The following is a 12,671-nucleotide window of genomic DNA, read 5'->3' as shown; positions in this document are numbered from 1 at the left end:
CCCACATTAATTTGTAAGTAGGGTTTTTTGTTGATATTACCTATTATCCTTTACAATTTTGTTCATTGATATTCCTACACAAGTGAATATGCTAACCCATATAACACCCATAAATGCCCATGCCGCACCTGTCATGTTATCATCCTCCTATTTTATGTGGAGCTTTTATTATTCTTTAACTTCATTACTATCTATTTCATCTTTGTATTTGCTCTTAATAGACTTATATGATTGTATAAATCCTATTAATAATACCCCAAATACAACCGCTCTAGCTAAGTTAACCCAAATAGCAAACTCTGGTATTTCAGATATATAGCTAGGTACTACTTTAAAGTTTCCAGCTATCCAATAATCTCTTGTAAAGAATACTAAGAAAGTTATTATCGTTACAGGTGTTAAGAATTGGTGGAACAATCTAAAGAACCATTTAGGAACTTTCCATAATCCACCTCTGTTCATTTCATCAAGTGCTCTATCTTTAACACACCATCCAATTACTATTATCTCTATCAATCCAAGTACTATTAGCAAGTAGTTACCTATCCAGTTATCAACTTCTGTAAAGTAAACTAAGTTAGCACTTTGAGTTAATATTGATTCTAATGCTATTGGTAGACCAACTATTAAATATCCAACAAATACTATCCAAGCACCTTTTTTTCTTTCTATTCCAGCATCTTCTTCTAACAATGCAACTAAATAGTTATACATCGCTATTGCAGATGTTATACCAGCAAAGAATAATAATAAGAACCACATAGCTCCAAATATTCCTCCACCAGTCATAGTACTAAATACATTAGGTAATGCCATAAATGCTAAACCTATGCTTCCTTTGATACCTTCTGGTCCTAAGAATGCATATGCTATTGGAATAACTGCTGTACCACCTAATATAACTTCTGCAAACTCATTTAAAGATATTGTAGCAACAGAAGCTGTAACTATATCCTCATCTGGTTGTAGATATGAAGCATAATTGTGTATTATACCCATTCCTAAAGATAATGTGAAGAATATTTGCCCTGCTGCAGCTATTGCAGATTGCCAAGATAATTGACTAAAATCTGGATTCCATATGAAATTAAGGCCTGCTAGTGAACTCCAATCTGGATGAACAGGTGCTCCTAGAGTTAATGCTCTAATCCCTAAAATTATACCGAATACATAAAGTACTGGCATCATTATTTTAGCCCAAGATTCTATACCCTTTTGTATTCCTTTCATTACTGCTAATGCTAAGAAAAGCAATGATATAACCCAGAATACTAAATTTTTAGGATCTTGAATATAACTAGCAAAGAATCCTCCTGGATCAGCATTATACCCTCCAGTTAATGAATTGAATGCAAATCCTAATGACCATCCTATGATATGGTTATAATAGGAATTAACCAAAATCGTAACCCCAAATGCTATCATTCCACATAAAGCTCCAACTATAATTGCCTTTTTCGGTTTCATTGCTTGTTTTGCTTGTAAGTACATCATCGGTCCTAGTGTTCCATGACCATATTTACCTCCATAACGTCCTATACTCCATTCCACCAACATTACGGGTATGCCTATAACTATTAGTGCAAAAAAGTATGGTATCATGAATGCTCCCCCACCATTTGAAGCAGCTATATATGGGAATCTCCAAAAGTTACCTAATCCAACGGCATTTCCTGCCATTGCTAGTATAAGACCAATTTTAGAGCCCCAATTTTCTCTACTTTCACTCATTAGCAATCCCCCCTTTTTTTATAATTATGTTGATTTAAGTATAATTATGCATGGCCTAATTATTTTAACTGAATTTTCTGAACAATATAGCTATAAAATAGCCACTAAGTGTATTACTCACTTAGTGGCTATTTGGAAATTAAAGATATACTATCATTATATTTTTAATTTATATAAATATTCTATTTTTAAATTCAAGATTAAATATTATAAAACTCTAGTTGATCCTCTGTATACTACACCTCTTGAAGCATCTACAGTTACAACTTCTCCATCTTGAACTAAACTAATCATATTCTTAGCTGATAATATAACTGGCTTGTCTAAATTTAATCCTACTATTGCAGCATGAGAAGTCATTCCACCTTCTTCGACTATTATAGCAGATGCTTTTTCTATGCAAGAATTCATTTCTATATCTGTCATAGTTGTAACTAAAACATCTCCATCATTGAAATGCTTGAAATCATCCCCATTTTTAATTATACGAACTTTACCTTCTACTGTTTTGTTTCCTACTCCGATACCTTGAACTATTTCTTCACTTATAACATGAACTTTTATTAAGTTTGTAGTTCCGCTTACTCCAACTGGTACTCCAGCAGTTATAACTACTAACTCTCCATTATTTATATAATTAGCGTTTCTAGCAGCCTCTATAGAGTTTTCTATTACTTCATCAGTATTTCTTGAATCTGATGATTTTATAGAGTATACTCCCCAAGTAAGAGCTAGTCTTCTCATTATTTTTTCATCATTAGTAGTAGCTATTATTGGGCATTTAGGTCTTAACTTTGATACCATTCTTGCAGTATGTCCTGAAGAAGTAGAAGTTATTATAGCTGATGCATCTAAATCTACAGCTGTAGTACATGTTGCATGACTTATTGCATCTGTTACAGTCGAATTATTCTTTGCATTTTGCTTTAATAAATTATCATAGTCTAATGTCTCTTCTGTTCTCTTTGCGATTGTTGCCATTGTTTTTACAGCTTCTACTGGATATTTACCTGCAGCAGTTTCTCCAGATAGCATTATTGCATCTGTTCCATCGTATATAGCATTTGCAACATCTGTAACTTCTGCTCTTGTAGGTCTTGGATTTCTCATCATAGAATCAAGCATTTGAGTTGCAGTTATTACAGGTTTTCCTAATTCATTACATTTCTTTATCATCATTTTTTGAACTACTGGTATATCTTCTGTTGGTATTTCAACCCCTAAGTCGCCTCTAGCAACCATTATACCGTCAGATACTTTTAATATTTCATCTAAATTATCTACACCTTCTTGGTTTTCTATTTTAGATATTATTTGTATATCTGTAGCATTATTTTTTTCTAGTATTTCTCTTATAGCTAATACATCTGATGCTTTTCTAACAAATGATGCTGCTATGTAATCTATACCTTGTGCTATACCAAATTCTATATCACTTGTATCTTTTTCAGTTATAGCTGGTAAGTTTATTTTTACTCCTGGTACGTTTACTCCCTTATGATTTTTAACTATACCTGAGTTTTCAACTATACAAACTATGTCATCCCCATTTATTTCCTTAACTCTTAATCCAACTAAACCATCATCTATTAATATAGTGTCTCCTGCTACAACATCTTTTGAAAGATCTTTGTAACTTACTGTACATATTTCTTTAGTTCCTATAACGTCTTTCATAGTTACAGTAAATGTGTGACCTTCTTCTAATAAAACTTCTGGATCAGCAAAATTTCCTGTTCTTATTTCTGGACCTTTAGTATCTAATAAAAGAGCTACTGGTTGATTTAACCTTTCTCTAACACTTTTAGCCATATCTAATCTACCTTTGTGTTCTTCATGAGACCCATGTGAGAAGTTGAATCTGCATACGTTTAAACCATTCTCAACAAGTTGAGTTAATATTTCCTCTTTCTGTGATGCTGGTCCTAATGTACAAACTATTTTAGTTCTTTTCATATTTTTTAACATATATATTCCTCCTATATTATATAGATAGTATTTTAACCATTTCATAAGTATCTTTATCAAATGCTCTAGTCATTGATAAAGCTTCATTTATTTCCATATCAATTATCTTGTTGTCTTTAATACCTACTACTCTAGCAGCTTTTCCATCTAATAATAGCTCCACTGCTCTTACTCCCATTCTACTAGCTAATATTCTATCAAATGCAGTTGGACTTCCACCTCTTTGGACATGTCCTAGCACAGTAACTCTTAAATCAGCTTGAGTTTCTTTAACGATTTCTTTACCCAAGTCTTGTGCGTTTCCTACACCCTCAGCTAATACTATTATGCTGTGTCTTTTACCTCTTTTTTGTGTTGTTTTTAGTGTATTGCATACTTCTTCTACTTTAAAATCAACTTCTGGAACTATTATAGTTTCCGCTCCACCTGCAAGACCTGAATATAAAGCTAAATCTCCACAGTGTCTCCCCATTACTTCAACAATGTTAACCCTTTCATGAGAAGACGAAGTATCTCTAATCTTACCTATTGCATCTATTATAGTGTTCATTGTTGTGTCAAATCCTATAGTGTAATCAGTATAAGCTAAATCATTATCTATAGTACCTGGTATACCTATAGCTGGGAATCCTAGTTCACTTAATTTTTGAGCACCATTAAATGATCCATCTCCTCCTATAACAACTAAACAGTCTATACCATATTTTTTTAATACTTCTACTCCTACTAATCTACCTTCTGGTGTTTTAAATTCTTCACATCTAGAAGATTTTAGTATAGTTCCACCTCTATGTATAATATCTCCAACAGAAGATAAATTCATTTCCTGAATGTCTTCTTCTATTAATCCTTTATATCCTCTATTAATCCCGTATACCTTGCATCCATAGTATATTGCAGACCTTACAACAGCCCTTATGGCTGCATTCATTCCTGGAGCATCTCCTCCACTTGTCAGTATGCCTATAGTTTTCATAGTATTACCTCCTATTTATCTATATTTGACATCGCCGGGACAATGCAAGTCCCTATGATGTTTTTTCATCCCATCAAAGTTAAAAAAATTAGAACTATTAAAATGTCCATTTTCTGATATTATACCACAATATGAGCTATTTTTTTCATAATATTTTTATTTTAATATTCTAATTTTTTTATTTTTAACGTTTTAATTTTTTACTTTTATATTTTGCTTAGGCAATATTTCTTCTAATTCTAAAATCAATTTATTTGTTATTTCTACGTTTAATTCATTCCATTTATAAAGCTGTTTAGCATCTTCTGAGTACAAAAATACATTTTCTTTTCCTAAATGTTGTTTTGCTATTTCTACTATTTTATCAGTCAGCTGTTTATTGTTAAAACTATCTACTTTTAAGTATAACCCTGTTTTAGCGTTATTATTATAATTAGAATTATTGTTAGTATTATAATTATACTTTGATTTATTTTGTTCAAATTTAGATGAATTATTTATGTCTTTAATTTCTCTAGCTATAAGTTTTGCATTTTCATCTTCTTTTATACTTAAGGAACCTTTTATATATATAATATTATCTTCATTTAAAATATGATTATACTTTTGTAATAATTGAGGAAATACTATTATTTCTATAGTTCCATATAAATCTTCAAGTTCTATGAATGCCATTATGTCATTTCTTTTAGTAGTTTTTATAGTTTTAGTTACTATCATTCCACCCATTATAACTTCTTTTTCATCTAATGCTACATAACTCTGTGCATCGTCTCGTAAAGAGTTTAGCCTACCGTTGTCCATAGAAGTATTTCTTTGTATTTCTTTTTTAAACTCTGCCAATGGATGGCCACTTACATACATCCCTAATACTTCTTTTTCTAAACTAAGTCTTTCTCTTTCTTCATACTCTTTTAGTTTAGGAATTTTACTAACCTCTTGTATTTGACTATCTTCCTCTGTTCCTGAAAAAACATCAAATAAAGATATCTGACCTTGTACATTCTTTTTCCTATCCATAGCTATACTATCTAGCAAGTTTTCATATCCACACATTAAGCTAGCTCTATTTTCGCTTATTTCATCAAATGCACCACACTTAATTAAACTCTCTATAACTCTTTTATTTGTATCTTTTGAATCTAATCTTTTTGCTAGGTCTCCAAAATCTATAAATTGGCCATTTAATTTTCTTTCATCTATTATATTGTTGATTATATTAACTCCAACATTTTTAACAGCTGCCAGACCAAACCTTATATTATTTCCTTCAACTGAGAATTTAGAAAAACTTTTGTTTATATCTGGTTTTAATACATCTATATTTAAAGCACTGCATTCTCTAGTATATTCAACAACTTTATCAGTATTCCCCATTACACTTGTAATTAAAGCTGCCATAAATTCTACTGGATAATATGCTTTTAAATATGCTGTTTGGTATGATAAAACTCCATATGCCGCTGCATGTGATTTATTAAAGGCATATTTTGCGAAATCTATCATATCATCAAATATTTTATCTGCTATATCCTCTGGTACTCCGTTTCTAACACACCCTGTTATTTCTATATTTCCATTTTCATCTTCTTTTCCATGAATGAAATATCTTCTTTCTTCCTCCATAACATCCATTTTCTTTTTACCCATAGCTCTTCTAACTAAGTCACTACGACCATAGCTATACCCGCCTAAATCTCTAACAACCTGCATTACCTGTTCTTGGTAAACTAAGCAACCATAAGTAACTTCCATTATAGGCTTTAGCTTCTCATGTAGATATTTTACATGATGCGGATTATTTTTATTATCTATATAAGTAGGTATTGAGTCCATAGGACCAGGTCTATATAGTGATATTCCGGCTACTATATCTTCAAAGTTGTCTGGTTCTAATTGCTTCATAAAAGTTCGCATACCAGCACTTTCTAGCTGGAATATTCCTAATGTATTTCCTGAAGATAAAAGTTCATATACTTTTTTATCATTATAATCCATTTTTGAAAAATCTATTTTTTTATTATGATTTTGTTGTATTAATTCTAAAGCATCTCTTATAACTGTAAGAGTTCTAAGTCCTAGGAAGTCCATTTTTAAAAGACCTAATTCTTCTAATGTAGTCATTGTAAATTGTGTTGTTATTGCTTCTTTATGTTTATACAAAGGTACATATTCATCTACTGATTTTTTAGATATAACTACACCTGCCGCATGTGTCGATGCATGTCTAAGCATTCCTTCAATTTGTTTTGATATATCTATAGTTTCTTTAGTCTCTTTATCTTGCTCATATAAGGCTTTTAAATTTGGATTAGTTTGTAAAGCTTTATCTATTGTCATACCCAATGCAAAAGGTACCTCTTTTGCTATTTTATCAACTTTATTATAAGGTATATCTAATACCCTACCAACGTCTCTTATAGCAGCTTTTGCTCCCATTGTTCCAAATGTAATTATTTGTGCAACATGATCTTCTCCATATTTTCTCTTAACATACTCTATAACTTCTTCTCTTCTCTCATAGCAAAAGTCTATATCTATATCGGGCATAGATACACGTTCTGGATTTAAAAAACGCTCAAATAACAGAGAATATTTTATAGGATCTATATCAGTTATTTTAAGTGTGTATGCAACTATTGAACCTGCCGCACTACCTCTTCCTGGACCTACCATTATTCCATTTTCTTTTGAGAAATTTATAAAATCCCAAGTTATCAAGAAATACTCTACATATCCCATTCTTTCAATTACGTCTAATTCATAATTTAATCTATCTATGACCTCTTGACTTGGAACTGTGTATCTTTCTTCTAACCCTTTAAAACACAACTCTCTTAAATAGGTATCAGGAGTATATCCTTGTGGAACATCATATTGAGGTAGATGTATCGTATTAAAGTCAAACTCTACATTACATTGATTAGCTATCTTAACAGTATTCTCTACTGCATCTATAGCATAAGGAAATAAATTTTCCATCTCATCTCTTGATTTAAGATAAAACTCATCACTACCAAATCTCATTCTATTTGGGTCATTTACAGTTTTACCCATTTGTATACACATAAGAACATCATGTATTTTTGAATCTTCTTTATTTACATAGTGAACATCATTTGTTGCTACTAATGGTATCCCTGTTTCTTTTGAAAGTTTTACTAATCCTGAATTTACTTCTTTTTGTTCAGGCAAATTGTGGTCTTGTATTTCTAAATAGAAATTTTCACTTCCAAATATCTCTCTATATTCTAGCGCTCTTTTTTTTGCCTTATCATAGTTTCTATCCATAAGCGCTTGAGAAACATCTCCTGCTAAACAAGCAGATAATGCTATTATTCCATCACTATGCTTTTTTAACTCATCCATATCTACTCTAGGCTTATAGTAAAACCCATCCACATATGATGTAGACACTAATTTTATTAAATTTTTATATCCATCCATGTTTTTAGCTAGTAAAACCAAATGTCCTTGGCGTTTATCATAATTTGGATCTTTATCTCTAAGTGTACGAGGTGCAGTGTAAACCTCACATCCTATTATAGGTTTTATACCTTCTTTTTTTGCCATTTTATAAAAATCTATTACTCCAAACATACATCCATGGTCAGTTATGGCAATAGATGTCATATTTAATTCCTTAGCTTTTGATATAAGCTTTTTAATCCTTGAAAATCCATCAAGTAAACTATATTCCGTGTGCACATGAAGATGCGCAAAATCTTTATTCACTACATCACCTCCTGTATTATCTTTTAATATTACCACAAAAATATATCATAAAACAAAAAGAGGTTATATATTAAATATAACCTCAAGTTTATAACTGTTTTCCTCTTAAATCATTAGCAATTTCTTCTATCTTCCTTAGCCTATGATTAACTCCAGATTTTCCTATAGGTGGGCTCAACATCTCTCCTAATTCCTTAAGTGTCAAATCTTCGCACTCTACTCTAAGCTGAGCTATTTCTTGTAAATTGTCTGGTAAACTACTTATACCGACTGTTTCTTGTATAAATTTAATATTTTCAACTTGTCTAACTGCTGCATTTACTGTTTTAGAAAGGTTCGCTGTTTCACAATTAACTATACGATTAACATTATTTCTCATAGCTTTTACTATTTTAGTATTTTGAAGACTTAAAAGAGCATGATGAGCTCCTATAATACTCAATAAATCTGATATTTGTTCACTTTCTTTTAAATATACAACATAGTTATTTTTTCTTGATACTATCTTACAGTTAAATCCTAAAGAATTTATAAAGTCTCTCAATGATTCCGCAAAATCTCTATTATTTGTAACAAATTCTATATGATAATTTTTTCCTGGATCACTTATTGAGCCTCCACCAAGAAATGCACCTCTTATAAACGCTCTTTTGCATTCCTCGTGTTGTATAAGATTGGCTGGAACTTTATTTAAGGTATAAAATCCATCTCCTGGAGCCAATATACCTAGTTCCTTTATAAGTTTTTCTGCTCCCATTTCACTAGTCACCATAAGAACATAACTGTTGTTTCTCTTCAACATTTGGTTCTTATTTACAGAAATAGTTGTATTTATACCAAAGTTTTGTTTTAATAGCTTAAATATTTTACGAGCTATTGAATTTAACTCCGTTGTTATCTTCAAATTTAATTTCTTATAGCCTACAATTTGTATACTTCCTGCTAATCTTACTAACGCTGCTAATTCTGTTATGTTACAACAATTATTTTCAGATGTAACTCTTGCTAACTCATTTTTTGTTTCAGTTGAAAAAGACATATACATCACCTATTAACTAGTTCTTTTTTAACCTTTTTTTAATTTCTTGTAAGGCTACTTTAATTATTTCCTTCTCATCATCATATCTAGCTAAATCTACCACTCTATCTAAATGTATAAATTTAGCATCAATGAAACCTTCTTCTTTTTGAGGTATTGTATCCATGCTCCTCGCTTGCATCAAATACCAAAAAACCGTTTTATGAACTGCTCTATTTTCATCCCAGTTCTCCTTGAAAGTATAGTGAATTTCTCCTAAATACTTTAATATATCCGCTTTGACTCCAGTTTCTTCTAGCACTTCTCTTAGTGCTGCTTCTTGCCTATTTTCGCCTTCTTCTACTTTTCCTTTTGGTAAAACCCAATCTCCGTTGAATTTTCTAAGTAAAAGTATAGCATTGCCAAACAGTACTACGCCACCGGCACTAACCTCTTCTCTCATAGATGTTCACTCCTTAAAACTAACATAATAATAAGGATTTCTACATAAAACTTTAAAATCCTTTTTTACTTGCTACTATCATTTTTATGACTTAGTGCCAAATTAATAATTATATTAGAAATATATTTTGCATCATGCCTAATATAATTACTTTTTATTTCAATCAAGTTTTCTTCTATAGTCTTTACCCCCATGCTTTTAAGAGTCTCTTTTTGAGATTTATCTAATAAAACTTGCTTTGCTCCATCCTTTTGATATATTTCAAATATAGCATCCGGCAAGATCTCATTATTAGCTATTACATAATCTAATACGTTTTCTTTAGTATGTCTAATTATAGCCTCTACATGATCTAGTACATTATGACCATCTGTTTCTCCTGGTTGAGTCATTATATTAGAGATATATACTTTAGGGGCATTAGATTTTTTAATAGCCTCTACTACTCCCTCTACTAATAAATTAGGCATTATACTTGTATATAAACTTCCTGGCCCCATTATAATTATATCAGCATTATCAATAGAATTAATAACTTCATCTAAGGGTTTAACATCCACTGGGTTTAAATATACTTTGTCTATGCAACTCTTTTGACTTTTTACCTCTTTTGGTATTATCGACTCACCAATTACTTTATTACCATTTTTTAATTGAGCTATTAACTTTATATCTTCTAATGTTACAGGTAAAACTCTTCCTGTAATAGCAAATATCTGACTCATTTTATATACAGCTATTTCAAAATTTCCATATAATCCATTCATAGCTGCTAAAAATAGATTTCCAAAACTTTGGCCTTTTAATGCACCTTCTGTAAATCTATATTTCATTACCTCATCCATAGTGGGTTCTATATTTGCAAGAGCCAATAGACAATTCCTTATATCGCCCGGTGGTAACATTCCTAAATCCTCTCTTAAAATACCTGACCCTCCTCCATCATCAGCAACTGTAACTATTGCTGTGATATTTTGAGTGAAGTGTTTTAATCCTCTTAAGAACACTGATTGTCCTGTACCTCCACCAATCACTACTACTTTAGGATCTAAATATTCTTTATTCCTCATATGTAATGATTGTACTTTTTCTCTTATTATTTTCTTGTATAAGTATAGAGATACTATTAGTGCAATCCATCCTGTTACCCCTATTACTATAAGTATACTTGTCATTTTTGCCTCCATATTATCTTAACATAGAGTCCCTATGTTTCTTAACTACTCTATATCCTTTATTAATTAGTTCTTCATATATAAGGTTTGATATAGTGACTGACCTATGTCTTCCTCCTGTACATCCAATTCCTATTACTAGATGCTGTTTTCCTTCTTCTATATATTGAGGGACTAAGAACTGTATCATATCATTTAATTTATTGTAAAATTCTTTACTTATATCTGAATCCATAACATAATCTCTAACGTCTTGGTCATCCCCTGTTTTAGGTCTTAGCTCTTCTAAATAATATGGATTTGGTAAAAATCTCACATCAAATACTAAGTCACAATCTGCAGGAATGCCATGCTTAAATCCAAATGATACCACTGATATAGTTAGTTTATTATTATCTTCGCCTTCAGAAAATATTTTTCCTATTTCTTCCTTTAAGTCTCTTGGCTTCATGTTTGTTGTATCTATTATGCAGTCTGATATTTCTTTTAATGGCTCCATTATTTCTCTTTCCATTTTTATACCTTCTGGTATTTGCATGTTTCTTGATAATGGATGATTCCTTCTTGTCATTTTATATCTTTTTAATAGAGCATCGTCTGAACAATCTAAGTATATCATTTCATGCTTATAATTTGCTTTTCTTAGGTAGCTTAGGCTCTCATGAAGTGCTTCGAAAAATTTTCTGCCTCTTATGTCTATACCTAATGCAACCTTATCAATGCTCGAATTGGGTTGATAACATAATTCTGCGAACTTAGTTATTAAGGCAGGAGGTAAGTTATCTACACAGTAAAAACCCATATCCTCTAAAGCTCTCATTGTTTCACTTTTTCCTGATCCTGAAAGACCCGTAACTATCACAAATTTCATATTTTCTCCCCCTATTGATCTATATTTTAATATTTTCTACTAAAGATAAATCTAGATCAGCCTCTCTTATGTTTTTCATAGCTAACTCAAAGTTACCTACGTTTTCTGGCTTATGTGCATCCGACCCTATAATAAATTTATTTCCTATATGTTTAATTTCTTTTAATTGACTAACACTTAAAAAACCATGGCTACTATTTATTTCCAGTCTAGTATTTGTCTCTTTAGCTACTTTAGCAATTTCTTGTATGCAAACATCTCCCTTGTCTCCAGGATGAGTTATTATAAATATATCATTTTTTCTCATTGCATTTATTATAGCCTTAGTATTGTATTCTTTGGCTTTTTTACTTTTCACAACATAATTGTTACAATGATTAATCACACCTTTAAATGATGTAGGCATAGACCCAAAGTGATATCCTGCCATTACATAATCTAATAAAGGCATAATATTATCATTTATATCTATATTACCATTTTCATCTAATATATTACATTCCATTCCTAAAAGTATCTCTATATTATCGTATTTAAGTTTTAATTTATCTATTTCTTCTCTCATTTTAGATATATCTTTAACTTTAACTCCAAAGTTCATATGCTTATATCCATGGTCTGATATTCCGATTGTCTTTATACCTTTAGATATTGCTTCTTTTACATTATCCTCTATTGACCCTTTTCCATGACTGTACACAGTATGTGTGTGATAATCAGCTATTATTTGCATT

Annotated in this window: 9 protein-coding genes; all 9 read right to left on the bottom strand. The window is 31.0% G+C overall.

Features of this window, described 5'->3' with window-relative positions; genetic code table 11:
• Nucleotides 1-168 precede the first annotated feature (168 nt).
• The 9 genes from QOZ84_RS08385 to QOZ84_RS08345 all read right to left on the bottom strand — a co-directional run bounded on the left by QOZ84_RS08385 (nt 169) and on the right by QOZ84_RS08345 (nt 12,670).
• On the bottom strand, nt 169-1,731 hold the full coding sequence (locus QOZ84_RS08385) for a sodium:neurotransmitter symporter family protein (RefSeq protein WP_284132513.1): 1,563 nt from the start codon (nt 1,729-1,731) through the stop codon (nt 169-171).
• A 207-nt stretch (nt 1,732-1,938) separates the two neighbouring features.
• A complete protein-coding gene (pyk, locus tag QOZ84_RS08380; protein ID WP_284132512.1) occupies nt 1,939-3,699 on the bottom strand; it encodes a pyruvate kinase in 1,761 nt (586 codons plus the stop codon).
• A 16-nt stretch (nt 3,700-3,715) separates the two neighbouring features.
• Complete coding sequence (gene pfkA, locus QOZ84_RS08375) at nt 3,716-4,675, bottom strand: 6-phosphofructokinase (RefSeq protein WP_284132511.1); 960 nt, start codon at nt 4,673-4,675, stop codon at nt 3,716-3,718.
• Between the two features lie 192 nt (nt 4,676-4,867).
• Complete coding sequence (locus QOZ84_RS08370; RefSeq protein ID WP_284132510.1) at nt 4,868-8,410, bottom strand: DNA polymerase III subunit alpha; 3,543 nt, start codon at nt 8,408-8,410, stop codon at nt 4,868-4,870.
• Between the two features lie 88 nt (nt 8,411-8,498).
• Complete coding sequence (gene whiA / locus QOZ84_RS08365; protein WP_284132509.1) at nt 8,499-9,449, bottom strand: DNA-binding protein WhiA; 951 nt, start codon at nt 9,447-9,449, stop codon at nt 8,499-8,501.
• 16 nt (nt 9,450-9,465) lie between these two features.
• Nucleotides 9,466-9,891 (bottom strand): NUDIX hydrolase, encoded by a 426-nt coding sequence (locus QOZ84_RS08360; protein ID WP_026902310.1) that lies wholly within the window; start codon nt 9,889-9,891, stop codon nt 9,466-9,468.
• A 65-nt stretch (nt 9,892-9,956) separates the two neighbouring features.
• Nucleotides 9,957-11,078, bottom strand: a complete 1,122-nt coding sequence (locus QOZ84_RS08355) for a gluconeogenesis factor YvcK family protein (protein ID WP_416390347.1) — start codon at nt 11,076-11,078, stop codon at nt 9,957-9,959.
• 1 nt (nt 11,079) lies between these two features.
• Nucleotides 11,080-11,937: an RNase adapter RapZ gene (rapZ, locus tag QOZ84_RS08350; RefSeq protein WP_284132507.1), complete on the bottom strand. Its 858-nt coding sequence runs from the start codon at nt 11,935-11,937 to the stop codon at nt 11,080-11,082.
• Nucleotides 11,938-11,956: 19 nt separating this feature from the next.
• Nucleotides 11,957-12,670 (bottom strand): PHP domain-containing protein, encoded by a 714-nt coding sequence (locus QOZ84_RS08345; protein WP_284132506.1) that lies wholly within the window; start codon nt 12,668-12,670, stop codon nt 11,957-11,959.
• Nucleotide 12,671 lies beyond the last annotated feature (1 nt).

The sequence above is a fragment of the Romboutsia sedimentorum genome, assembly GCF_030131845.1.
GTDB classification, from domain to species: Bacteria; Bacillota; Clostridia; order Peptostreptococcales; family Peptostreptococcaceae; genus Romboutsia_D; species Romboutsia_D sedimentorum.
The sequence above is the reverse complement of the archived record's forward strand: the minus strand, read 5'-3'. Positions and strand labels throughout refer to the sequence as shown.

Coding starts and splice junctions, on each gene's coding strand:
- QOZ84_RS08385 (WP_284132513.1), bottom strand. CDS start 1,731: ATGAGTGAAAGTAGAGAAAATTGGGGCTCTAAAATTGGTCTTATACTA.
- pyk (WP_284132512.1), bottom strand. CDS start 3,699: ATGTTAAAAAATATGAAAAGAACTAAAATAGTTTGTACATTAGGACCA.
- pfkA (WP_284132511.1), bottom strand. CDS start 4,675: ATGAAAACTATAGGCATACTGACAAGTGGAGGAGATGCTCCAGGAATG.
- whiA (WP_284132509.1), bottom strand. CDS start 9,449: ATGTCTTTTTCAACTGAAACAAAAAATGAGTTAGCAAGAGTTACATCT.
- QOZ84_RS08360 (WP_026902310.1), bottom strand. CDS start 9,891: ATGAGAGAAGAGGTTAGTGCCGGTGGCGTAGTACTGTTTGGCAATGCT.
- QOZ84_RS08355 (WP_416390347.1), bottom strand. CDS start 11,078: ATGGAGGCAAAAATGACAAGTATACTTATAGTAATAGGGGTAACAGGA.
- rapZ (WP_284132507.1), bottom strand. CDS start 11,937: ATGAAATTTGTGATAGTTACGGGTCTTTCAGGATCAGGAAAAAGTGAA.
- QOZ84_RS08345 (WP_284132506.1), bottom strand. CDS start 12,670: ATGCAAATAATAGCTGATTATCACACACATACTGTGTACAGTCATGGA.